General features: G+C 65.5%; 20 protein-coding genes. 17 read left to right on the forward strand and 3 right to left on the reverse strand.

Going from position 1 to position 24110, the window contains the following annotated elements; genetic code table 11:
- Window positions 1-40 precede the first annotated feature (40 nt).
- The 6 genes from ccsB to msrQ all read left to right on the forward strand — a co-directional run bounded on the left by ccsB (window position 41) and on the right by msrQ (window position 5052).
- On the forward strand, window positions 41-1246 hold the full coding sequence (ccsB, locus tag KHO41_RS23725) for a c-type cytochrome biogenesis protein CcsB (RefSeq protein WP_376989635.1): 1206 nt from the start codon (window positions 41-43) through the stop codon (window positions 1244-1246).
- Window positions 1247-1388: 142 nt separating this feature from the next.
- Window positions 1389-1832 carry a COG4315 family predicted lipoprotein gene (locus KHO41_RS23730; RefSeq protein WP_211955713.1) on the forward strand — a complete coding sequence of 148 codons (444 nt, stop codon included), beginning with the start codon at window positions 1389-1391 and terminating at the stop codon, window positions 1830-1832.
- Between the two features lie 31 nt (window positions 1833-1863).
- Window positions 1864-2415 carry an RNA polymerase sigma factor gene (locus tag KHO41_RS23735; protein WP_211955714.1) on the forward strand — a complete coding sequence of 184 codons (552 nt, stop codon included), beginning with the start codon at window positions 1864-1866 and terminating at the stop codon, window positions 2413-2415.
- Window positions 2412-3248 (forward strand): anti-sigma factor family protein, encoded by an 837-nt coding sequence (locus KHO41_RS23740; protein WP_211955715.1) that lies wholly within the window; start codon window positions 2412-2414, stop codon window positions 3246-3248. Before KHO41_RS23735 ends, KHO41_RS23740 begins: the two co-directional genes overlap by 4 nt.
- 104 nt (window positions 3249-3352) lie before the next feature.
- A complete protein-coding gene (gene msrP, locus KHO41_RS23745; RefSeq protein ID WP_211955716.1) occupies window positions 3353-4360 on the forward strand; it encodes a protein-methionine-sulfoxide reductase catalytic subunit MsrP in 1008 nt (335 codons plus the stop codon).
- A 14-nt stretch (window positions 4361-4374) separates the two neighbouring features.
- Complete coding sequence (gene msrQ, locus KHO41_RS23750; RefSeq protein ID WP_211955717.1) at window positions 4375-5052, forward strand: protein-methionine-sulfoxide reductase heme-binding subunit MsrQ; 678 nt, start codon at window positions 4375-4377, stop codon at window positions 5050-5052.
- A 30-nt stretch (window positions 5053-5082) separates the two neighbouring features.
- Here msrQ and lysA read toward each other — a convergent pair whose 3' ends face one another.
- Entirely contained in the window at window positions 5083-6342 is a 1260-nt protein-coding gene (lysA, locus tag KHO41_RS23755) for a diaminopimelate decarboxylase (protein WP_211955718.1), read from the reverse strand.
- A gap of 2 nt (window positions 6343-6344) precedes the next feature.
- The gene (locus tag KHO41_RS23760) at window positions 6345-6569 is read right to left on the reverse strand and encodes a hypothetical protein (protein WP_211955719.1); all 225 of its coding nucleotides are present in this window, start codon (window positions 6567-6569) and stop codon (window positions 6345-6347) included.
- A 203-nt stretch (window positions 6570-6772) separates the two neighbouring features.
- On the opposite strand from KHO41_RS23760, the gene cyaY reads away from it, so the two are divergent.
- On the forward strand, window positions 6773-7108 hold the full coding sequence (cyaY, locus tag KHO41_RS23765) for an iron donor protein CyaY (protein WP_211955720.1): 336 nt from the start codon (window positions 6773-6775) through the stop codon (window positions 7106-7108).
- 77 nt (window positions 7109-7185) lie between these two features.
- Here cyaY and KHO41_RS23770 read toward each other — a convergent pair whose 3' ends face one another.
- Window positions 7186-9561: a penicillin-binding protein 1A gene (locus KHO41_RS23770; RefSeq protein WP_211955721.1), complete on the reverse strand. Its 2376-nt coding sequence runs from the start codon at window positions 9559-9561 to the stop codon at window positions 7186-7188.
- Between the two features lie 367 nt (window positions 9562-9928).
- Between KHO41_RS23770 and pilM the strand changes: the two genes are divergently transcribed.
- The 10 genes from pilM to KHO41_RS23820 all read left to right on the forward strand — a co-directional run bounded on the left by pilM (window position 9929) and on the right by KHO41_RS23820 (window position 24077).
- Complete coding sequence (pilM, locus tag KHO41_RS23775; protein WP_041679726.1) at window positions 9929-10999, forward strand: type IV pilus assembly protein PilM; 1071 nt, start codon at window positions 9929-9931, stop codon at window positions 10997-10999.
- Between the two features lie 20 nt (window positions 11000-11019).
- A complete protein-coding gene (locus tag KHO41_RS23780; protein ID WP_211955722.1) occupies window positions 11020-11661 on the forward strand; it encodes a PilN domain-containing protein in 642 nt (213 codons plus the stop codon).
- Window positions 11662-11663: 2 nt separating this feature from the next.
- Window positions 11664-12332, forward strand: coding sequence for a type IV pilus inner membrane component PilO (pilO, locus tag KHO41_RS23785; protein ID WP_211955723.1), 669 nt, complete (start codon window positions 11664-11666; stop codon window positions 12330-12332).
- Window positions 12329-12865, forward strand: coding sequence for a pilus assembly protein PilP (locus tag KHO41_RS23790; RefSeq protein WP_211955724.1), 537 nt, complete (start codon window positions 12329-12331; stop codon window positions 12863-12865). Before pilO ends, KHO41_RS23790 begins: the two co-directional genes overlap by 4 nt.
- A complete protein-coding gene (pilQ, locus tag KHO41_RS23795; RefSeq protein WP_211955725.1) occupies window positions 12862-14982 on the forward strand; it encodes a type IV pilus secretin PilQ in 2121 nt (706 codons plus the stop codon). Before KHO41_RS23790 ends, pilQ begins: the two co-directional genes overlap by 4 nt.
- A gap of 243 nt (window positions 14983-15225) precedes the next feature.
- Window positions 15226-15807: a shikimate kinase gene (locus KHO41_RS23800; RefSeq protein ID WP_211955778.1), complete on the forward strand. Its 582-nt coding sequence runs from the start codon at window positions 15226-15228 to the stop codon at window positions 15805-15807.
- Window positions 15804-16910 (forward strand): 3-dehydroquinate synthase, encoded by a 1107-nt coding sequence (gene aroB / locus KHO41_RS23805; protein WP_211955726.1) that lies wholly within the window; start codon window positions 15804-15806, stop codon window positions 16908-16910. The genes KHO41_RS23800 and aroB overlap by 4 nt, the downstream gene beginning before the upstream one ends.
- Before the next feature lie 47 nt (window positions 16911-16957).
- Window positions 16958-18094 (forward strand): deoxyguanosinetriphosphate triphosphohydrolase, encoded by a 1137-nt coding sequence (locus KHO41_RS23810; protein ID WP_211955727.1) that lies wholly within the window; start codon window positions 16958-16960, stop codon window positions 18092-18094.
- A gap of 104 nt (window positions 18095-18198) precedes the next feature.
- Window positions 18199-18924, forward strand: coding sequence for a transposase (locus tag KHO41_RS23815; protein WP_211955728.1), 726 nt, complete (start codon window positions 18199-18201; stop codon window positions 18922-18924).
- Between the two features lie 350 nt (window positions 18925-19274).
- Window positions 19275-24077 (forward strand): glutamate synthase-related protein, encoded by a 4803-nt coding sequence (locus KHO41_RS23820; RefSeq protein WP_211955729.1) that lies wholly within the window; start codon window positions 19275-19277, stop codon window positions 24075-24077.
- The last annotated feature ends 33 nt before the right edge of the window (window positions 24078-24110 follow it).

The following is a 24110-nucleotide window of genomic DNA, read 5'->3' on the forward strand; positions in this document are numbered from 1 at the left end:
TGGCGCAGCCTCAGGTTGCGTGCAGATCGCAGGTAACGCTATGTCTTCTAACGTGAACCAGGCCGCCCGGCCGGCCATGCGCCCAGCAACTTCTGCCGATTCCGGCGTACTGGACGAGTCCTACCTCGAACCTTCCTTCCTGCGCCGGCTCACGTGGCTGGACTGGGCCTTCGCCGTGCTGCTGGCAGTCGGCGCCGGCGTGGCGCTGTCGCGCTACGGCCAGTGGATGAACGGCTACGACAAGGCCGTGCTGATTGCCGCGGTGCCGACTTTCGCGCTGCTCGGCTGGCACTGGAAGCCCGTGCGGCCGTTGATGGTCGGGCTCGCCGTGCTGTCGCTGTTCGCCGTGCAGCTCTACCAGGGCCAGCTCGCGCGCGCCGACCAGGCCTTCTTCCTGAAGTATTTCCTGTCCAGCCAGTCGGCCATCCTGTGGATGAGTGCACTGGTGTTCCTGTCCACGCTGTTCTACTGGGTGGGACTGGCCACGCGCTCGGCGACCGGCTACAGCATCGGCAGCAAGCTGTGCTGGGCGGCGGTGGTGCTCGGCTTCACGGGCATGCTGGTGCGCTGGTACGAGTCGTATCTGGTCGGCACGGATATCGGCCATATCCCGATCTCGAACCTCTATGAAGTGTTCGTGCTGTTCACGCTGATCACGTCGCTGTTCTATCTCTACTACGAAGGCCGCTACGCGACGCGCGCGCTCGGCCCGTTCGTGATGCTGGTGGTGTCGGCCGCGGTGGGTTTCCTGCTTTGGTACACGGTCAGCCGCAATGCGCAGGAGATCCAGCCGCTGGTGCCGGCACTGCAGAGCTGGTGGATGAAGATCCACGTGCCGGCCAACTTCATCGGCTACGGCACGTTCGCACTCGCGGCGATGGTTTCGGTGGCCTACCTGCTCAAGCAGCGCGGCATCCTGGCCGAGCGCCTGCCGTCGCTCGAAGTGCTCGACGATGTGATGTACAAGGCTATCGCGGTCGGTTTCGCGTTTTTCACCATCGCGACCATCCTCGGCGCGCTGTGGGCGGCGGAAGCGTGGGGCGGCTACTGGAGCTGGGATCCGAAGGAGACCTGGGCCCTGATCGTCTGGCTGAACTATGCGGCCTGGCTGCACATGCGGCTGATGAAGGGGCTGCGCGGCACGGTCGCAGCATGGTGGGCGCTGATGGGCCTGCTGGTGACGACATTTGCCTTCCTGGGCGTCAACATGTTCCTGTCCGGCCTTCACAGTTACGGCGAATTGTGATGATTGCGCCATGCGCATGATGAAGAAAACCTGCCCATCGGGCAGGTTTTTTTTCGTCCGCAGGGAATAAACGCATCACATCCGGTGTTTACTTGAGGAACGGTGCCGGCTGGCGGCACCGGCTTGCATGGAGAAGAACATCATGGCACGTCTGCGTCGTCCTACCGCTGCATCTCTCGTTCGTCCTGTCGCACTGGCCCTTGGCTGTACCTCTGTTGTCCTGCTGGCTGCCTGTTCCGGCATGAGCGGGATGGGGATGGGCGGCGCCGGCAGCATGCCGCCCACCGTCAAGGTGACCGACGGGGTGCTGACCGATCCGCAAGGCCTGACGCTGTACACGTTCGACCGCGACACCAAGGACAGCGGCAAGAGCGCCTGCAACGGGATGTGCGCGACCAACTGGCCGCCGCTGATGGCAGCGCCGAACACGAGCGCGTCGGGCAGCTACACCATCATCACGCGTGAAGACGGCGGCAAGCAGTGGGCCTACCGCGGCATGCCGCTGTACCGCTTCGCCAAGGATGCCAAGGCGGGCGACCGTATGGGCGACAACCTCAACAATGTCTGGCACGTCGCCAAGCCCTGAGTACCCCGCGACGGATTGAGTCCGGTAAGGCATGGACGGGTTTGAAGGCCAGCTGATCGCACTGGCGCCGCGCCTGCGGCGCCACGCGCGTGGCCTGACCAGCGACGCGGCGCAGGCCGACGACCTGGTCCAGGACACGCTGGAGCGCGCGCTGCGTTACCGCTGGCGCTTCCGCCTGCGCCCGGGGGCATGGTGGGGCGATGGCGCCGATGGCCTGCTGCCGTGGCTGCTCACGCTGATGCACCGCCTGCGCCTGAATGCCGTGCGCAGGAAGGACCTGGTCGTCGCGATGGAAACCTTGCCGGAGGTCAGCGCCCCGGCAACGGATCCGGGATTGCGGCGCGATCTGCTGCAAGCGTTGACGGCCTTGCCCGAAGCGCAGCGCGCGGTGCTGCTGCTGGTCAGCCTGGAGCAGTTCACGTATGCCGAGGCCGCACAGGTGCTCAACGTTCCGGTTGGCACCGTGATGTCCCGCCTGGCGCGAGCGCGCGAACACATGCGAATCCTGCTGGACGGCACAGGGCGGCCACAACCGGCCACACAGGCCACCGACCCGGCCACGACGCTGCAGCGAGTGAAATGATGTCCCCGATCCACGAAGCCGACCTGCATGCCTACGCCGACGGCCAGCTAAGCGGCCGCCGCCGCGCAGCCGTGGAGGCATACCTGGCCGAGCGGCCGGAAGTGGCGGCACGTGTGGCCGAATGGCGCAGGCAGGCGGACGCATTGCATGGCGCGCTCGATGGCGTGCTCAACGAACCGGTGCCGCTTGCCGCGCTGCCTGAGCCGCTGCGTGGCGGTTTGCCCCGGCATGACCGCATCGCGCGCGGCTGGCGCACCGGATGGATCGCGGCCTGTGCCTCTGTTGCCTCGCTGGTGGTGGGCGGCGCGATTGGCTGGGTCGCGCACGGACGCATGGCGGACGGCCCTGTCATTGCCATGGCGCCCGGCGAGCGCTTTGCGCGCGAAGCGCTGGTCTCCCATGCGGTTTATGCGCCCGAAGTGCGACATCCCGTGGAAGTGCCAGCGACCGACGAAGCCCATCTGATCGCGTGGCTGTCCAAGCGCCTCGGTGCGCCGTTGCAGGTACCCGACCTGCGTCCGCAGGGTTTTCACCTGATCGGCGGCCGCCTCGGCGTGGCGGAAGGCGGGCCATCCGCGATCCTCATGTACGAGGCTGACGACGGCACGCGCCTGTCGCTGCAATTGCGCCGCATGGCGCAGGGTACGCCCGACACGGGCTTCCGGCTCGAACAGATGCCTCGGGCCGCCCCCGGCCGGCCCGGCGCGGCGCCCATGGCGTTCTACTGGATCGACCGCAGTCTCGGGTTCGCGCTGGCCGGGCAGGTGGATCGAGCGCGGCTGCTGACACTGGCGCAGTCCGTGTACCAGCAATACCAGGGCCAGGGCGGCTAGGCGCATCAGCCGCCTCCTGCAAAAAAAGCTGTCAGGAATGGCCAGCACCAACCGACCAACGGGAAGTCCAACTCCCGGGCCGTTTGAAGTACCAAGGAACAACCATGCTGATTCCCTCCCCGAAGTGGCTGCGCGGTGACGATATCGCCGCCTCCGAGATCACGCCGCGCCATGTGTTCGCCACGCGCCGGCGCCTGCTGGCCCTCGCTGCGGCCGGCACCGCCGGTGCTGCGCTGAGTCCGTGGCTCGCGCGCGAGGCTCGCGCCCAACAGGGCCATCACGGAGCCAAGCTGGCGGCCACGCCGAACAGCGCCTTCGTGGTGACGGAAAAGCGCACGCCTTACGAGGACATCACCACCTACAACAACTTCTACGAATTCGGTACCGACAAGTCCGACCCGGCGCGCAATGCCGGTACGCTGCGGCCGCGTCCGTGGCAGGTGGCGGTGGAAGGCCTGGTGAAGAAACCCAAGGTCTATGACCTCGACGAGCTGCTGAAGCTCGCCCCGATGGAAGAGCGCGTGTACCGGCTGCGTTGCGTGGAAGGCTGGTCGATGGTGATCCCGTGGCTCGGCTATCCGCTGGCCGAGCTGATCCGCCGCGTGGAGCCGCAGCCGGGGGCGAAGTACGTGCAGTTCATCACGCTCGCCGACAAGAAGCAGATGCCCGGCATCAGCAGCTCGGTGCTGGACTGGCCCTACAGCGAAGGCCTGCGCATGGACGAGGCGATGCACCCGCTCGCGCTGCTGACCTTCGGGCTCTATGGCGAAGTGCTGCCGAACCAGAACGGGGCGCCCGTGCGCATGGTGCTGCCGTGGAAATACGGCTTCAAGAGCGCGAAGTCCATCGTGAAGATCCGCTTCGTCGACAAGCAGCCGCCGACGAGCTGGAATCTGGCCGCGCCGCAGGAATATGGCTTCTACTCGAACGTGAACCCCGATGTGGACCACCCGCGCTGGAGCCAGGCGACCGAGCGGCGCATTGGGGAGGATAGCGGCGGCGGCGGGTTTGCGGCGCTGTTCGCACCCAAGCGCAAGACGCTGCCGTTCAACGGCTACGGCCAGCAGGTCGCGTCGCTGTACCAGGGCATGGATCTGAGGAAGTTCTTCTGATGGGCAGGGCTGACATGACGGTTTCGCAACCGACTCCGACACGCGCGCAAGGCGCGGTCCCGGGCAGCAGGTCCGGCGGACTGGCGGCCCTGCCTGCGGCGCAGGTGCGCACGCTGAAGGTAGCCATCTGGCTGCTCGCGATGCTGCCGTTTGTGCGGCTGCTGTATCTGGGAGCAACCAGCCAGTTCGGCGCCAATCCGCTGGAGTTCGTGACGCGGTCCACGGGCACGTGGACGCTGGTGATGCTGTGCGTGACGCTGGCGATTACGCCGCTGCGTCGCCTGACTGGCTGGAACTGGCTCGTGCGCCTGCGCCGCATGCTGGGGCTGTTCGCGTTCTTCTACGGGCTGCAGCACTTCCTGCTGTGGATCGGCGTGGATCGTGGCTTCGATTTCGCCTACATGCTGAAGGACGTGGTCAAGCGGCCGTTCATCACGGTTGGCTTCGCGGCGTTTGTGCTGATGGTTCCGCTGGCGCTGACGTCGACCAACGGCATGGTGCGGCGCCTGGGTGGCAAGCGCTGGCAGGCGCTGCACAAGGCCGTGTATGCGATCGCAGTGCTGGCCATCCTGCACTACTGGTGGCACAAGGCTGGCAAGAACGACTTCAGCGAAGTGTCGATCTACGCCGCGGTAGTGTTCGTGCTGCTGGGGCTGCGCCTGTGGTGGCGCTGGCGTCCGGCCGCCCGCTGAGGCGGGCAGGCCGGGAGCCTGGCAGCTGGATCAGTCCTGCAACAGGCGTTCGTCGCGGAACAGGTCTTCGACCAGTTCACGCTCGCGCACGAGGTGGACCTTGCCTCCGTCGACCATGACTTCGGCGGCGCGCGGGCGCGTGTTGTAGTTGGAGCTCATCACGAAGCCGTAGGCGCCGGCCGACATCACCGCCAGCAGGTCGCCGGGCTGCACGGCCAGCGAACGGTCGCGGCCGAGCCAGTCGCCCGATTCGCACACCGGACCGACGATGTCGTAGGTGACCGGCGATCCGCCGTTCGCCTTGACCGGCTCGATGCGGTGGTAGGCCTCGTACATGGCCGGACGCGCCAGGTCGTTCATGGCGGCATCGACGATGCAGAAGTTCTTCGCAGCGCCGGGCTTGAGGAACTCCACCTGCGTCAGCAGCACGCCGGCATTGCCGACCAGCGAGCGGCCCGGTTCGAACAACACTTCGCGATGCGCGTGGCCGCGTGCCGCCACACGGTCGAGCAGCGTGGTGGCAAAGCCCGTGATATCCGGCGGCGTCTCGTCGGTGTAGGTGATGCCCAGGCCGCCACCGACATCGATGTGCTCGAGCACGATGCCTTCGCGTTCCAGCGCTTCCACCACGTCGAGGACCTTGTCGAGCGCTTCCAGGTACGGCGCCACTTCGGTGATCTGGGAACCGATGTGGCAGTCGATGCCGGTGACTTCGATATTCGGCAGTGCCGCTGCTGCGCGGTACGTGGGCAGCACGTCCTCGAACGCGATGCCGAACTTGTTGCCCTTCAGGCCCGTCGAGATGTACGGATGGGTCTTGGCATCGACGTCCGGGTTGATGCGCAGCGACACCCGTGCGCGCTTGCCGATCTGGCCGGCCACGGCATTGAGGCGGTCCAGCTCGGGAATCGATTCCACGTTGAAGCAGCGCACGTCATGCGCGAGCGCGAGTTCCATTTCCGCCGCGTTCTTGCCGACGCCGGAAAACACCACCTTGCGCGGATCGCCACCGGCGGCCAGCACGCGCTTGAGTTCGCCACCGGAGACGATGTCGAAGCCCGCGCCCAGTTTGGCGAAGACCTGCAGCACCGCCAGGTTCGAGTTGGCCTTCATGGCGTACTGCACCTGAGCCTTGCGGCCCTTGCAGGCGGCGGCGTAGCCCTGGTAGGCGGCGGTCAGCGCCGCGCGCGAGTACACGTAGGTCGGCGTGCCGAATTCGGCGGCGATCTGCGCCAGCGGCACCTGTTCGGCCATCAGGGCGCCGTCCTGGCGATGGAAAAATGCGGTCATGGTTATCGGGTGGTGGGGGCGTCGGAAGAGGCCGGCGGCGTGGTGGGCGCTGCCGACGCGGGCAGCGTGGCGTCAGGATGGCCAAGGCCCGGATCGGGCACGGACGGCGCGGTCGGCTCTGCCGGAACCCTGGGCATGGTCAGCGGTCCGCGAATGCCGCATCCGCCCAGCAGGGGCATCGCAAGGCCGGCGGCAAACGCCGATACAATCGCAACACGACGGAGCATCGGGTCGTCCTTGAATACGGTTGGGAAAGCTGTCGGACCGGCAGCCGGCGTGTCGTACGCGGCCGCCGCCAGAGTTCCAGGGCACGGCCGGAATCCGGGAATCCTCAACAATAAAAGCCGGCCGCTGCATGTGCTTCATGCGGTGCTCCACGCGGAGCAGCAAGGCGGACAAAGCACTGGCGCCGGCGGTCTTGGAGTTTAGCATGCCCCCCTTGAATGAAAGCGAGTTCCTGGCCCTGGCCGGCCAGGAGCTGGACCGCATCGAAGCGGCGGTGGAAGCCGCCGCCGACGCGGCCGACGCCGACATCGAAATCAGCCGCACCGGCAACGTGATGGAGCTGGAGTTCGAGAACGGCTCGAAGATCATCATCAACAGCCAGGCGCCGATGCAGGAGCTGTGGGTGGCGGCGCGCTCGGGTGGTTTCCACTTCCGCCACGACGGCGAGCGCTGGATCGATACGCGCAGCGGCGATGAGCTGTATGCCGCACTGTCGGCCTATGTGAGCCAGCAGGCGGAAGCGGCGCTCAAGCTGGGCTGATCAACGCCCATCTGGCGCTGACCAATGAAAAAGCCGGCCCAGGTGGCCGGCTTTTTCGCGCATGCGGTTCGTGACGTTCAGCCGCCGCCGAACATTTCCAGGATCTTCTTCTTCTCCGCTTCCACGTCGGCTGGCGGACGCGTGCTTTCCTCGGGCTTGCCCGGCCACGGGTCGCCCAGGCCGACCGACGCCACGCCGGCGCCGCTGGCATTCTCCTCGAAGGTCCAGTCGCCGCCGGCCATGACCACGCCTTCCGGTGCCGGCCGCTCAGGGCTTTCCGGCACGCCCTTGAGCATCTTGCCCATGTAGCCGACCCAGATCGGCAGCGCCAGGCCGCCGCCGGTCTCGCGCACGCCCAGGCTCTTGGGCTGGTCGTAGCCCATCCACGCAATCGCTACCAGGTTGGGCGTGTAACCGGCGAACCAGGCATCGACGGCGTCGTTCGTGGTACCGGTCTTGCCGGCCAGGTCGTTGCGGCCCAGGCGCTGCTTGGCGGGGTTGGCCGTACCCATGCGCACCACATCGCGCAGCATGGTGTCGGCGATGAAGGCCGTGCGTGCGTCGAGCACGCGCACGGCGTCGCTGCCGGCGCGCTGCGGCTGGGTTTCGGACAGCACCTTGCCGCGCGCATCGACGACCTTCTGGATCAGGTACGGGTTGATGCGGTAGCCGCCGTTGGCGAACACCGAGTAGGCGCCCGCCATCTGCAGCGGCGTGACGCTGCCCGCGCCCAGGGCCATCGGCAGGTAGGCCGGGTGCTTCTCGGCCTCGAAACCGAAGCGGGTGATGTAGTCCTGCGCGTACTGCGTGCCGATTGCCCGCAGGATGCGCACCGAGACCAGGTTCTTCGACTTGGCCAGCGCGCGGCGCATGGTCATCGGGCCTTCGAACTTGCCGTCGTAGTTCTTGGGCTCCCACACCTGGCCGCCGGTGTCCGGGCCGATCGTCAGCGGTGCGTCATTGATCACGGTTGCCGGCGAGAAGCCCTTTTCCAGCGCGGCCGAATAGATGAACGGCTTGAAGCTGGAACCGGGCTGGCGCCAGGCTTGTGTCACGTGGTTGAACTTGTTGCGGTTGAAGTCGAAGCCGCCGACCATCGAGCGGATCTCGCCGTCCTGCGGGTTGATCGAGACAAAGGCCGCCGATACTTCCGGAAGCTGCGTGACCAACCACTGGTCCTTTTCGTCCTGCGTCACGCGGATGATGGCACCGGGGCGGATCTTGGTCTTGGGCTGGGCGTTCGCCGACAGCGACGGCGCGATGAAACGCAGTGCCGGGCCTTCGATGGTGGCTACTTCGCCCGACAGCAGCGTGGCCTTCACCTGGCGCGGCGACACACTGGTCACCACGGCCGAGCGCAGATCGTCGCTGCCGGGGTGTTCGACGAGCGCGTCGTCGATGGCCTGCTCGCGTTCGGCCTGATCGGACGGCAGGTCGATGAACGCTTCCGGGCCGCGGTAGCCGTGCTTGCGCTCGTAATTCATGATGCCCGAGCGCACGGCCTCATAGGCGGCGTCCTGGTCGGGCTTGGTCAGCGTGGTGTAGACCGTCAGGCCACGCGTGTAGGTTTCCTCGCGGTACTGCGCGTACATCAACTGGCGCACGATTTCCGCGACGTACTCGGCATGCGTCGAAAATTCGTTGCCTTCGCTGCGCACCTTCGGGGCTTCGCGAATGGCGGCATCGTATTGTTCCGGCGTGATGTAGCGCAGGTCGCGCATGCGCTGCAGGATGTACTCCTGGCGGACCTTGGCACGGCGCGGGTTCACCACGGGGTTGTACGCCGACGGCGCCTTGGGCAGGCCGGCCAGCATGGCCGCTTCGGCCGGCGTCACGTCGCGCACGGACTTGCCGAAGTAGACGCGCGCGGCGCTGTCGAAGCCGTAGGCGCGCTGGCCCAGGTAGATCTGGTTCATGTACAGCTCGAGGATCTGATCCTTGCTCAGGTTCGCCTCGATCTTGTACGCGAGCATCATTTCGTAGATCTTGCGCGTGTAGGTCTTCTCGCTGGACAGGAAGAAGTTGCGCGCGACCTGCATGGTGATCGTGGACGCGCCCTGCGACAGCCCGCCGCGCAGGTTCGCCAGGCCCGCGCGCATCACGCCGACGAAGTCGACGCCGCCGTGCTCGTAAAAGCGGTCGTCTTCGATCGCCAGCACCGCCTTCTTCATGACGTCGGGAATCTCCGCGATCGGCACGAAGTTGCGGCGCTCCTCGCCGAATTCGCCGATCAGGACATTGTCCGCAGTGAAGATGCGCAGCGGGATCTTGGGACGATAGTCCGTGATGGTGTCCAGCGACGGCAGGTTCGGCGCGGCCACGAGCAGCGCGTAGCCGAGCAGCAGCGCGACCGCCACGATGCCGGCGACGATCAGCCCGACCACCCAGAACGTGATGCGCGCCCAGAGCGAGCGGCGGGCTGGGAGGGACGGCTTTGGTTGTGCTGTGGCCATAAGGGAAAACCTAGTCAGGAGTGCGGGGGATTATATCTTCCGGTATAGCGGCAACTCCCCGTGCAGTGGCGCCCCCGACGCTACCGCGCTGTTACAAGATGTAATGTCGGGGCCGCGGCGGCTTGGGCGGATGGGCTTGCAGAAAAAGGGCCCGGAAGGGAACCCGACGACCGTGGGGTTTTGGCAACGTCGCCGGAAAAATAAATGCGTGGTCAAACCGGCACATTGCCAGCACTGCCGGTTTTTGTGAGAATCGACCAACATAAAAGAGCAAAACGTTTCATCCAAGAAACAGGGCTCGCCCGATTAGAGCAGTCAAGCCAGGGGCGAGTTCAAATGTCAGGGGGTCACCTTGCGACGGGGCATTTTGTCGGGGCTTCTGCGCCGGACTACGGTCGGCGTAGATATCGGGTCGTCCAGTGTCAAGGTAGTCGAGCTGTCCGTGGGGGGCAGCAAACAGGACTACCGGCTGGAAAAATGTGCCAGCGAATTGCTGGACCGCAATGCCGTTGCCGATGGCAACGTCATCAATATCGAGGCTGTGGGCATCGCGCTCAAGCGCGCGCTCGGCAAGGCCGGCATCCGTTCGAAGGACGTGGTGCTGGGCGTGCCGTCGATGCTGACGGAGTCACAGACCGTCAGCTTGCCGGACAACCTGTCCGAAGACGAACTCTATTCTCAGGTCGAATCCGAAGCGCACCGGCTTTATCCGCCGTCGCAGACGGTCAATTTCGACTTCGCCGTGATCGGCCCGAGCGAAACCGAGGGCGGCATCGGCGTGCGCGTCACCGCGGCCAACAGCGATCGCGTGCAGGAACGCGTGACCGCTGCCGAGATGGCCGGCCTGCGCCCGCAGGTCATGGACGTCGAGGAATACGCGGTGCAGCGCACCATCGTGCAGATGCTCGGTGTGCCGCGCGAGATGTCGGAAGCCGACGCGCGCGCGCTGCCCGTAGTGGCGGTCGTGCACCTGGGCGGCAGCCGTTCCAAGGCCATCTTCTATCAGGGCTGGAAAGAGCTGTACGAGCAGCCGCTGAACAGCTATGGCGACCAGCTCACGCAGAGCGCGGCGCGCATGTTCACGCTCGACGCGCTCAAGGCCGAGATCAAGAAGCGCAAGAACACGCTGCCTGAAGCCTGGCGTACCCAGTTGCTCAAGCCGTCGCTCGAAGCGCTGGCCATGGAAGTGCAGGCCGCGGTCGGCAATTTCATTGCCAGTTCCAGCCTGGGTCGCGTCGACGAAATCCTGCTGTCGGGCGGGCATGCGTCGCTGCTCGGCGTGCAGGCGGCGATCCAGCAGCAGACCCAGATCACCACCACGCTGGCGAACCCGTTCGCCAATATGGTCACCAACGGCAAGGTCAACGAGCGGTATCTGCAGCGTGACCTGCCGGCGTATATCGTCAGCGCCGGACTGGCATTGCGCGGCCTGCAATAACGCACCCCGGGGGAATCCGAATGTCAACGAACACGCTCCCGTCGGTCAACCTCCTGCCCTACCACGAAGCCCGCAAGGCCGCCCGACGCAAGCGCGTCTACGCGATCCTTGGCGGCGCGGCGGCGGCTGGCGCGGTGGTGGTGCTGCTGGGCGGGCTTTATATCGATCACGAGATCGAATCCGTGGTGGGACTGAACCAGGTGCTGACTGCTGAAAACGCGCGCCTGGACGGCCAGATCCGTGAGGTCAACACACTCAAGAAGGACATCGAGGCCCTGCTGCAACGCCAGCAGGCCGTGGAAAGCCTGCAGACCGAACGCAACCGGCCGGTGCAGCTGCTCGATGAGCTGGTACGCCAGGTACCGGAGGGCGTCTATCTGACCAGCCTCAAGCAGACCGGCGAGTCCTTTACGATCGCCGGCGTGGCGCAGTCCAACGAGCGCATTTCCGAGCTGTTGCGCAATGTCGGCGCGGTGCCGTGGCTCGACAAGGCCGAACTGGTCGAGTCCAAGGCCGTGACGATGACCAACAACCTGCGTGAACAACGCCGTTTGTTCGATTTCTCGATGCGCTTCGCCTACCGCGCTCCCGAAACGCCTGCCGACAAGAAGAACGGTGCGGCAAGCGCGGCGCAGGCACCGGCCGCTAACGGAAAGGCCTGACCATGGCGCTCAATACCGAAATCAACCTGGCGGACCTGACAGGCCAGTTCCGCGGGCTCAATATGAACGAGCCCGAGACGTGGCCCACGGCGCCGCGCGTCGTGTTCGCCCTCATCGCGGCGGCTGTGGTGCTGCTGCTCGGCTGGCAGTTCTACTGGAGCGGCAAGACCGAGGAACTCGACCGCCAGCGCGCGGAGCAGGACACCCTCAAGCAGGCCTACCAGTCCAAGGTCGCCCAGGTGGCCAACCTGGAAGCGCTGCGCGAACAAAAGAAGCAGGTCGAGCTAAGGGTGGCCCAGCTCGAGCGCCAGCTCCCGAACAAGACCGAGATGGATGCGCTGCTCGCCGACGTCAACCACGCAGGCGTGGCGCGCGGCCTGCAGTTTGAACTGTTCAAGCCGCAGGCTGCAGTGCTAAAGCCTTACTTTGCCGAGATCCCGGTGAACCTGAAGGTGACCGGCCGCTACCACGACGTTGCGCAGTTCAACGCCGATGTCGCCGCGTTGTCCCGGATCGTGTCGATGCAGAACCTGCAGCTCGCCAATACCAAGGAAGGCGCGCTGACCATGGAAGCGGTGGCGATGGCCTACCGCACCCTGGACCCGGACGAGCAGGCCGCGCAACGCAAGGCTGCCGCCAACGCCGCCAAGCCCGCCGGAGGTGCCAAATGAGCCGCCCCGTGAGCCTTCCCATGCGTTGCCTGGGCCTGCTTGCCGCAGCGCTGTCCGCCGGACTGCTGGGCGCGTGCGGTTCCAGCGACGAACAGGCGCTGCGCCAGTGGATGGATGCCACGCGCAACGCCAAGGCCCAGCCGCCCGCGCCGTTGCCCGAACCCAAGCCCTATGTGCCGCGCGAATACGCGGGGCGCAGCGCGCCCGAGCCGTTCGCGCAGACCAAGATCGGCGAACTCAACAAGATGCTGGCGGAGTCGCCCGAAGCCGGGCGGCGCCGCGAGCCGCTGGAAGACTATCCGCTCGAAAACTTCAAGATGCTCGGCATGATGAAGAAGAACGGCGAGACCTTCGGCATCGTACGTGTTGATAACAAGATCCACCACGTCAAGGTGGGTCAGTATCTCGGCCAGAGTTACGGCCGGGTGGTCCGCATCACTGATCAGGAGATCGTGTTGCGCGAATTGGTCCGGGAAGGGGTATCCGAGTGGAAAGAGAAAATGACCAGCCTGAAGCTGGAGGTGTCGGCATGACCCTGGGTCGCTGGTACCGAACGCTTGCAGGCGCAATGACGATGGCACTTGTGCTGGCCGCTCCCGCGGCGCTGGCGCAGGGCAACCAGGTGAAGTCGGTCGACGCCAACGTGGTGGGCGAGCAGACCCTGTTCACCATCGACCTGCAGTCCCCGCCGGCGCAGAAACCGGCGGACTTCACCACGCAGAATCCGGCGCGCATCGCGATCGATTTCTTCGATACCGGGTTTGCCGCCGGCCGCGCGCAGTATGACTACGCCGGCAAGCTGCTGCGCGGCGCGAACGTCATGCAGATCGGTGACCGCACCCGCGTGGTGCTCGACCTGACGCGCACGGCGACTTACCGGACCGAGGTCCGCGGCAATCAGTTCGTGGTGCTGCTCGACAACGTCGCGCCTGCTGCCAAGACGGCCGCGCCGACCTTTGCTGCGCCTGCCGCACCGACCGCGGTCGCTGCGGCACGTGCGTCCGTGCGCAATATCGACTTCCGGCGCGGCACGGATGGCGCGGGACGCGTGGTGGTGGACCTGTCCTCGCGTGATTCGGGCATCAATATCGCGCAGCAAGGCCAGAACGTGGTGGTCGATTTCCTGGGCACCTCGCTGCCCGAGAACCTGCGCCGCCGCTTTGACGTGAGTGACTTCGGCACGCCGGTGCAGGGCATGCGCGCCACGGACGCCAGCGGCAATACCCGCCTGACCATCGAGCCGCGCGGCAACTGGGAGTACAGCTCCTACCAGACCGACACCCAGTTCGTGGTGGAAGTGCGGCCGATCAAGGAAGACCCGGCCAAGCTGATCAGCGGCCCCGGTTATCGTGGCGAGCGCCTGTCGCTCAACTTCCAGAACATCGACATCCGCTCGCTGCTGCAGGTGTTTGCCGATTTCACGAACCTGAACATCATCACGAGCGACACCGTGCAGGGCAATATCACGCTGCGTCTCAAGGACGTGCCGTGGGACCAGGCGCTGCAGATCGTGATGGATGCCAAGGGTCTCGCTTCGCGGCGCAACGGCAATGTGCTGTGGGTCGCGCCCAAGGCCGAGCTGGCCACCAAGGAGAAGCTCGAGCTGGAGGCGCAGCAGCAGATCAATGAACTCGAGCCGATCCGCAGCCAGGTGTTCCAGCTGAACTACCAGCGCGCCGAGGACGTGCGCAAGATGCTGCTGGGCGTCACCACGGGTGGTGCGGCAGGTGCGGCGGTCCCGGCCGTCGGCGTCGGCGGCGCAGCGGGCATGGCTTCGCGCATGCTGTCCAAGCGCGGTTCGCTGACGGCAGACGCTCGCACCAACCAGCTGTTCGTGTCGGACATCGCCAGCAAGCTGGAAGAGGTGCAGGGGTTCCTGAACAAGATCGACATCCCGGTGCGCCAGGTAATCATCGAGGCGCGCATCGTCGAGGCGACCGATACGTTCAGCCGTAACCTCGGCGTCAAGCTCGGCTTTGCGGGCCAGTACAACAACGCCAGAGTCGGCAACACCTACAGCAACGTGCTGCCCGGCGCGACGTCGGACAACGGCCCGTTCCTGAGCCTGCCCGCCGGTGCGATCAACGGCACCAACCCGGCGAACATCGCGGTCAGCATCTTCAACAGCGCGGCCACCCGGTTCCTGGCGCTCGAACTCTCGGCGCTGGAAGCGGACGGCAAGGGCAAGATCATCTCCAGCCCTCGCGTGGTCACCGCCAACAACATCAAGGCGCTGATCGAGCAGGGTACGGAACTGCCTTACCAGGCGGCCACGTCCAGCGGTGCGACCTCGGTGCAGTTCCGCAAGGCCAACCTGAAGCTCGAGGTGACGCCGCAGATCACGCCGGAAGGCAATGTGCTGCTCGACGTGGATGTGAACAAGGACAGCGTCGGCATCCAGACGACTTCGGGCTTCGCCATCGATACCAAGCACGTGCAGACCCAGGTGCTGGTGGACAACGGCGGCACGGTGGTGATCGGCGGCATCTACACGCAGACCGAAAGCACGGATGTGGACAAGGTGCCATTTCTGGGCGATATCCCGGTGCTTGGCTATCTGTTCAAGAACAACGCCAAGGTGCGCAACCGCACCGAATTGCTGGTGTTCCTGACACCGCGGGTCCTGAACGAGAGCGTTACGCTGAAATGACGCGCCCGGCGGCCCGGATGCGGCGCAATTGGCGCCCGGAGCCCCGGATGCAGTAGACTGCAAGGCCGCATCGACCGATGCGGCCTTTTTTTTGCCCGTGGCGGCCCGTCGGCGCGGTCATGCCGCATCCGCCACTTGCTGGTTGCGGCCCAACATAAGAAGATGATGCAGTTTCCAACGGGGGAGGGCGGACCGGAATCCGCGTTCCCGAGCGACTATCCAGTGACAGCCTTGCCGACGGCCATGGAGACCGGCCGTCCCAACCTCTTCTTCGTCGGCCTGATGGGCGCCGGCAAGACCACCGTGGGCCGGACGGTCGCGCGGCGCCTGCACTATCCGTTTTTCGATTCCGACCATGAGCTGGAAGCGCACTGCGGCGTGCGCATACCGGTGATCTTCGAGCACGAGGGCGAGGAAGGCTTTCGCGACCGCGAGGCTGCGATGATCAGCGAACTTACCGGCCGCAGCGGCATTGTGCTTGCCACTGGCGGCGGCGCGGTGCTGCGGCCCGAGAACCGCGAACTGCTCAAGTCGCGTGGCACCGTGGTCTACCTGCGTGCCAGCCCGCACGACCTGTGGCTGCGAACCCGCCACGACCGCAACCGTCCGCTGCTGCAGACCGAGGATCCGAAGGGCAAGCTGGAAGCGCTTTACGCCGCGCGCGACCCGCTCTACCGCGAGGTGGCCGATTTCATCATCGAGACCGGCAAGCCCTCGGTGGCACAGCTTGCTAATATGGTGCTGATGCAGCTGGAAATGGCCGGTTTCCGCATCGACACCGCCGCCGCCGCGTCGGACCAGCCGGCCAACGATACGCATTCATGATTACGCTACAAGTCGACCTGGGAGAGCGCAGCTATCCCATCCATATCGGTACCGGCCTGCTCGGCAACGCCGAACTGCTGCGCCCGCATGTGCGCGGCCAGCACGCCGTCATCGTCACCAATGAAACCGTCGGCCCGCTCTACGCGGCCCGCGTCGAAACGAGCCTGAAGGAACTGGGCAAGACCGTGCGCGTGGTCACGCTGCCGGACGGCGAAGCCTTCAAGCAGTGGGAAACGCTGAACCTGATCTTCGACGCGCTGCTGTCGGCTGGTGCTGACCGCAAGACCACGCTGGTCGCGCTGGGCGGCGGCGTGGTGGGTGACATGACGGGGTTTGCAGCCGCGTGCTACATGCGTGGCGTGCCGTTCGTGCAGGTGCCGACCACGCTGCTGTCGCAGGTCGATTCGTCGGTCGGCGGCAAGACCGGCATCAACCACCCGCTTGGCAAGAACATGATCGGCGCGTTCCACCAGCCCAACGCGGTGATCGCCGACATCGACACGCTGCGCACGCTGCCCGCGCGCGAGCTGGCCGCGGGCATGGCTGAGGTCATCAAGCACGGCGCGATCGCCGACGCCGAGTACTTCGCGTGGATCGAACGCAATATCGCCGCGCTGAATAATTGCGACCCGGACCTGATGGCGCTGGCCGTACAGCGCTCGTGCGAGATCAAGGCCGGTGTCGTGGCTCAGGACGAGCGCGAAGGCGGATTGCGTGCGATCCTGAACTTCGGCCATACCTTCGGTCATGCCATTGAAGCCGGCATGGGCTACGGAGAATGGCTGCATGGCGAAGCGGTGGGCTGCGGCATGGTGATGGCGGCGGATCTGTCGCACCGGCTCGGCTTCATCGACACCGAGACGCGTGCGCGCATCCGCCAACTGACGCAGGCGGCGATGTTGCCCATCGTCGCGCCGGAACTGGGCACCGACCGCTATATCGAACTGATGAAGGTGGACAAGAAGGCCGAAGCCGGCAGCGTCAAGTTCATCCTGCTGAAGAAGCTTGGCGAGGCGTTCATCACTACGGTTCCCGATGCCGATCTGCGCGCGACACTGGCGCAGGCAGTCCTTAAACCTCCCACCGAGGCCACGGTCGCGTAAACGATCGGTTATGCCTCGCAACCCTGACCCAGCCCACGGATTGCCGCATGACCGACCTTGAAAGCCATCTCGCTCCCTACGCCGCCCGCTCCGCGCAGACACGCGGGCGCGTCCACGCCGAGTCCGCGTCGTCGTCGCGCACGGAATTCCAGCGCGACCGCGACCGCGTCATCCACAGTACGGCCTTCCGGCGGCTGGAGTACAAGACCCAGGTCTTCGTCAACCATGAAGGCGACCTGTTCCGCACCCGCCTCACGCACAGCCTGGAAGTCGCGCAGATCGCCCGATCGATCGCGCGCAACCTGCGCCTGAACGAGGATCTCGTCGAGGCGATCTCGCTCGCGCACGACCTCGGCCACACCCCGTTCGGCCACGCCGGCCAGGATGCGCTCAATGCCTGCATGAAGAACCACGGCGGCTTCGAGCACAACCTGCAGAGCCTGCTGGTCGTCGACGAGCTCGAAGAGCGCTATGGCGGCTTCAATGGCCTGAACCTGACCTTCGAGACGCGGGAAGGGATCCTGAAGCACTGTTCGCGCGTCAATGCCGCCGCGCTCGGCGAACTCGGCCGGCGCTTCCTGGAAGGCACGCAGCCGTCGCTGGAAGCCCAGCTGGCCAACCTGGCCGACGAGATCGCCTACAACAACCACGATATCGACGATGGCCTGCGTTCGGGGCTGCTGACGCTCGAGCAGCTCGACGAGGTGCCCATGTGGGGCCGCCATCGTGCCGAGGTGGCAGACGCCTTCCCCGGCATCAATGGCCGGCGCGCGATCAATGAAACCGTCCGGCGCATGATCAATACGCTGATCGTCGACCTGATCGAGACTACCAGCCGCAATATCGCCGCGGCGAATCCGCGCTCGATCGATGCCGTGCGCGCGGCCGGGCCGCTGATCGGGTTCAGCCCGCAGATTCACGAAGAGGCGGCTGCGCTCAAGCGCTTCCTGTTCCGGCACCTGTACCGGCACTACCTGGTGATGCGCATGTCGTCCAAGGCCCAGCGCATCGTCTCGGACCTGTTCGGGGCGTTCATGTCGGATTCCCGTTTGCTGCCGCCGCAGTACCAGGCTGCGCATGGCGGAGACCAGTCGCGGCTGATTGCCAACTACATCGCCGGCATGACGGACCGGTACGCGATTCGCGAGCATCGGCGGATATTCGCGGTCAGCGAAGGCAACTGATCGGCGGCGTCCATCGGCGGGCACCGGAAGGTGTCCGCAAGAAATTGGGGACGGATCAGGCTATCATCTGGGGCAACCCCGGTCCTGATCCCTGCGGCGCTTCGATGGCACGACTTCCCCGTTTCTCCCCGGCCGGCCTGCCGGCCCTTGTGTTGCAACGCGGCAACAACCGGCAACCCGTTTTCCTGGGTCCAGACGACTACCTGCACTACCTCGACAGCCTGCGCATGGCCGCGCGCGAGCACGACCTCGCCATCCATGCCTATGGCTTGCGGCCCAACCATATCCATCTGGTCGCCACGCCGCGCGGGGCCGATTCGCTGAGCCTGACCATGCAGGCCGTCGGGCGCCGCTATGCGCGCTACTTCAACCGTACGGCAAACCGCACGGGCACGCTGTGGGAAGGGCGCTTCCGTTCCGCGGTGTTCGATCCGACCGAATGGATGCTGCCGGCCATGCTGTATGCCGAGGGCAACGCCATGCGCGCCGGCGAAGTCGCGACACCCGAGGCTGACCGGTGGAGCAGCTACCGACACCATGTCGGTATCGAGGCCAGCGCACTGGTAAGTGATCACTCTGCTTACTGGGAACTGGGCAATACACCATTCGAGCGTCAGTCCAACTATCGCACGCTAAGCAATGAAGGCCTGTCAGGCCGCACGATGGCGACCTTGCGCAAGCATGCCCACAGCGGATGGCCGCTTGGCGGCGATGGCTTTCTTTCGCAGCTCGAGCGGCAGGCGACCAGGCGTGTGCAGCCGCTGCCGAAGGGCCGCCCGAAGCGCGAAGCAGGCGCGGAGGCAACCGAACCCGACGAATCGGTGGCGTAGCCGTCCCATATGACATATGAGATGTGGAGGATGCACCAATACGCCGCAATTTAATGTGTCCCCATTTAAGTTCGTCTTCAAAACGGTGCGAATTTAAATGTGTTCTGACCCCATTTAAAAACTTTGCAGGCTTTGTGGGATTCTCATATAGTTGCTCCACCCACAGTCATTGTGCGGCGCGTCACGCTCGTGTACGCCGCTTCGGTCCCCCGTAGCTTCCCTGTCAGCAAATGATGAGCCGGTCCAAACCGGACCAGCCGGTGCGAATTTGTGCCCGGCGCGCGCAGGCAGCAGTACGGTCCCGTTCGGTTTACCCGGCATTCCGCGCAGCCTTCACCGGAATTCAGCCCGTGGACCAATCGCAAAACCATCCGGCCCAGGAACTGGCCCAGGCGCAGACCAGCGCAACTTCCACTGACATCGCCCTGCGCCCGCAAGCGCAAGGCCTGTATGACCCGACCAACGAGCACGATGCCTGCGGCGTCGGCATGGTCGCGCATATCAAGGGCAAGAAGACCCACGAGATCGTCAGCCAGGGCCTGAAAATCCTCGAAAACCTGGACCACCGGGGTGCGGTCGGCGCGGACGCGCTGATGGGCGATGGCGCCGGCATCCTGATCCAGATCCCGGATCAGTTCTACCGCGAAGAAATGGCCGCGCAGGGCGTGAGCCTGCCGCCCGCCGGCGAATACGGCGTAGGCATGATCTTCCTGCCGAAGGAACACGCCTCGCGCCTGGCTTGCGAGCAGGAGCTCGAGCGCACCGTTCGCCTGGAAGGCCAGGTCGTGCTGGGCTGGCGCGACGTGCCGGTGGACTGCAACATGCCGATGTCGCCGACGGTCCGCAAGACCGAGCCGGTGATCCGCCAGATCTTCATCGGTCGCGGCCGCGACATCATGACCACGGACGCGCTGGAACGTAAGCTCTACGTGATCCGCAAGACCGCCAGCCACGCCATCCAGGCGCTCAAGCTGAAGCACGGCAAGGAATACTTCGTGCCGTCGATGTCGGCCCGTACCGTGGTGTACAAGGGCCTGCTGCTGGCCAACCAGGTCGGCGAGTACTACCTGGACCTGCAGGACCAGCGCGCCGTGTCGGCCCTGGCCCTGGTGCACCAGCGCTTCTCGACCAACACCTTCCCGGCCTGGGAACTGGCCCACCCGTACCGCATGGTCGCCCACAACGGCGAAATCAACACGGTCAAGGGCAACGTCAACTGGATCAACGCGCGTACCGGCGCGATCTCGTCGCCGGTGCTCGGCGACGACCTGCCGAAGCTGTGGCCGCTGATCTACCCGGGCCAATCCGATACGGCATCGTTCGACAACTGCCTCGAACTGCTGACGATGGCCGGCTATCCGCTCGTCCACGCGATGATGATGATGATCCCGGAAGCCTGGGAACAGCACACGCTGATGGACGACAACCGTCGTGCCTTCTACGAGTACCACGCTGCCATGATGGAACCGTGGGACGGCCCGGCCGCGATCTGCTTCACCGACGGCCGCCAGATCGGCGCGACGCTGGACCGCAACGGCCTGCGTCCGGCCCGCTTCTACGTGACCGAGGACGACATCGTCGTGCTGGCCTCGGAAGCCGGCGTGCTGCCGTTCCCCGAGTCGCGCATCGTTGAAAAGTGGCGCCTGCAGCCGGGCAAGATGTTCCTGATCGACATGGAGCAGGGCCGCATCATCGACGACAAGGAACTCAAGGACAACCTGGCCAACGCCAAGCCGTACAAGAGCTGGATCGACGCCGTCCGCATCAAGCTGGACGAGATCGACGCCAAGCCGGAAGACGTCGCCGCCGAGAAGAAGCCCGTTGCCAAGCTGCTGGACCGCCAGCAATCGTTCGGCTACACGCAGGAAGACGTCAAGTTCCTGATGGCGCCGATGGCACTGTCGGGCGAGGAAGCCACCGGCTCGATGGGCAATGACTCGCCGCTGGCCGTGCTGTCGTCGAAGAACAAGACGCTGTACCACTACTTCCGCCAGCTGTTCGCCCAGGTCACCAACCCACCGATCGACCCGATCCGCGAGAACATGGTGATGTCGCTGGTGTCGTTCATCGGCCCGAAGCCGAACCTGCTCGAGCTGAACAACATCAACCCGCCGATGCGCCTCGAAGTGTCCCAGCCTGTGCTGGACTTCAAGGACATCGCCAAGATCCGCAACATCGAGCACTACACCGGCGGCAAGTTCCGTTCGTACGAACTGAACATCTGCTATCCGACCGCGTGGGGCAAGGAAGGCATCGAAGCACGCCTGGCCTCGCTGTGCGCCGAAGCCGTGGACGCGGTGCGCTCGGGCTACAACATCCTGATCGTGACCGACCGCCGCGTCGATGCCGACCAGGTCGCGATCCCGGCGCTGCTGGCCACGTCCGCGATTCACCACCACCTGGTGGAGAAGGGCCTGCGCACGTCGACCGGCCTGGTGGTCGAAACCGGCACCGCGCGTGAAGTGCACCACTTCGCGCTGCTGGCCGGCTACGGCGCGGAAGCCGTGCACCCGTACCTGGCGATGGAAACGCTGGCCGACATGGCCGCTGGCCTGTCGGGCGACCTGTCGCCCGAGAAGGCGGTCAAGAACTTCGTCAAGGCGATCGGCAAGGGCCTGTTCAAGGTGATGTCCAAGATGGGCATCTCCACGTACATGTCGTACACCGGCGCGCAGATCTTCGAAGCGATCGGCCTGTCGCGCGAACTGGTCCAGAAGTACTTCCACGGCACGCCGTCGAATGTCGAGGGCATCGGCATCTTCGAGGTGGCCGAGGAAGCGCTGCGCCTGCACACGGACGCGTTCGGCAACAGCCCGGTGCTGGACAACATGCTCGATACCGGCGGCGAATACGCGTACCGTATCCGCGGCGAAGAGCATATGTGGACCCCGGACTCGATCGCCAAGCTGCAGCATTCGGTGCGTGCCGAGGACGCCAAGGGTTCGTACCAGACGTACAAGGAATACGCGAACATCATCAACGACCAGAGCAAGCGCCACATGACGCTGCGCGGTCTGTTCGAGTTCAAGGTCGATCCGGCCAAGGCGATTCCGCTGGAAGAAGTCGAGTCCGCCAAGGAAATCGTGCGTCGCTTCGCGACGGGCGCGATGTCGCTCGGCTCGATCTCGACCGAAGCCCATGCCACGCTGGCTGTGGCGATGAACCGCATCGGCGGCAAGTCGAACACCGGCGAAGGCGGCGAGGACGAGAAGCGTTACCGCAACGAACTGCGCGGCATCCCCATCAAGCAGGGCGACAGCCTGAAGAGCCTGCTGGGCGATGTGATCGAGGCCGACCTGCCGCTCAAGGATGGCGACTCGCTGCGCTCGAAGATCAAGCAGGTGGCATCGGGCCGTTTCGGCGTGACCGCCGAGTACCTGGCGTCCGCCGACCAGATCCAGATCAAGATGGCGCAGGGCGCCAAGCCGGGTGAAGGCGGCCAGCTGCCGGGCCACAAGGTGTCGGACTACATCGGCAAGCTGCGTTACTCGGTGCCGGGCGTCGGCCTGATCTCGCCGCCCCCGCACCACGACATCTACTCGATCGAGGATCTGGCACAGCTCATCCACGACCTGAAGAACGTCAACCCGTCGTCGGATATCTCGGTCAAGCTGGTGTCCGAAGTGGGCGTCGGCACGGTGGCCGCCGGTGTGTCGAAGGCCAAGGCCGACCACGTCGTGATCGCTGGCCATGACGGCGGCACGGGCGCTTCGCCGTGGTCGTCGATCAAGCACGCCGGCTCGCCGTGGGAACTGGGCCTGGCCGAGACGCAGCAGACGCTGCTGCTCAACGGCCTGCGCAACCGCATCCGCGTGCAGGCTGACGGCCAGATGAAGACCGGCCGCGACGTCGTGATCGGCGCGCTGCTGGGCGCCGACGAGTTCGGCTTTGCCACGGCACCGCTGGTCGCCGAGGGCTGCATCATGATGCGCAAGTGCCACCTGAACACCTGCCCGGTGGGTGTGGCCACGCAGGATCCGCAGCTGCGCAAGAAGTTCCAGGGCAAGCCGGAACACGTGGTGAACTTCTTCTTCTTCGTCGCAGAAGAAGCCCGCGAGATCATGGCCCAGCTGGGCATCCGCACCTTCGACGAACTGATCGGCCGCGCCGACCTGCTCGACACGAAGGCTGGCATCGAGCACTGGAAGGCGCGTGGCCTGGATTTCAGCCGCATCTTCCACCAGGTGTCGCTACCGGCGGACACGCCGCTGTTCCACACCGACGTGCAGGACCACGGCCTGTCCGTCGAGGCCGGCAAGGCGCTGGACCATGTGCTGATCGCGAAGGCCCGTCCGGCGATCGAGAAGGGCGAACGCGTGTCGTTCATCCAGCCGGTCAAGAACGTGAACCGTACCGTGGGCGCGATGCTGTCGGGCGTGGTGGCCAAGCAGTACGGCCATGAAGGTCTGCCGGATGACACCATCCACATCCAGCTGCAAGGCACGGCCGGCCAGTCGTTCGGTGCGTTCCTGGCGCACGGCGTCACGCTGGACCTCGTCGGCGACGGCAACGACTACGTCGGCAAGGGCCTGTCGGGCGGCCGCGTGATCGTGCGTGCCCCGCACGAGTTCCGCGGCGATCCGACCCGCAACATCATCGTCGGCAACACCGTGCTGTACGGTGCCATTGCCGGTGAGGCGTTCTTCAACGGCGTGGCCGGCGAGCGCTTCGCGGTGCGTAACTCGGGCGCGGTGGCCGTGGTGGAAGGCACCGGCGACCACGGTTGCGAGTACATGACCGGCGGTACCGTGGTGGTGCTGGGCGGCACCGGCCGTAACTTCGCGGCCGGCATGTCGGGCGGCGTGGCCTACGTCTACGACGAGGATGGCCTGTTCGACAAGCGCTGCAACACCTCGATGGTCGCACTCGAAGCCGTGCTGGCCTCGGCCGACCAGGAGAAGGGCCAGAGCCCGGCTTCGTGGCACAAGGTCAACGGCAAGCGCCAGCTCGACGAAGTCGTGCTGCGCAACCTGATCGAGCAGCACTTCCGCTACACCGGCTCCGAGCGCGCCAAGGCGCTGCTGGCTGACTGGACCACGGCACGCCGCAAGTTCGTCAAGGTCTTCCCGACCGAGTACAAGCGCGCGCTGGGCGAAATGTACGCCAAGGAACAGGCTGCCCGCGACAGCGACCGCGAAGCCATCGCTGCCTGATCCGCGGCACCACGAGACAGGGAGCGCCGCCAC

The sequence above is a fragment of the Cupriavidus numazuensis genome, assembly GCF_905397435.1.
Classification (GTDB): domain Bacteria; phylum Pseudomonadota; class Gammaproteobacteria; order Burkholderiales; family Burkholderiaceae; genus Cupriavidus; species Cupriavidus numazuensis.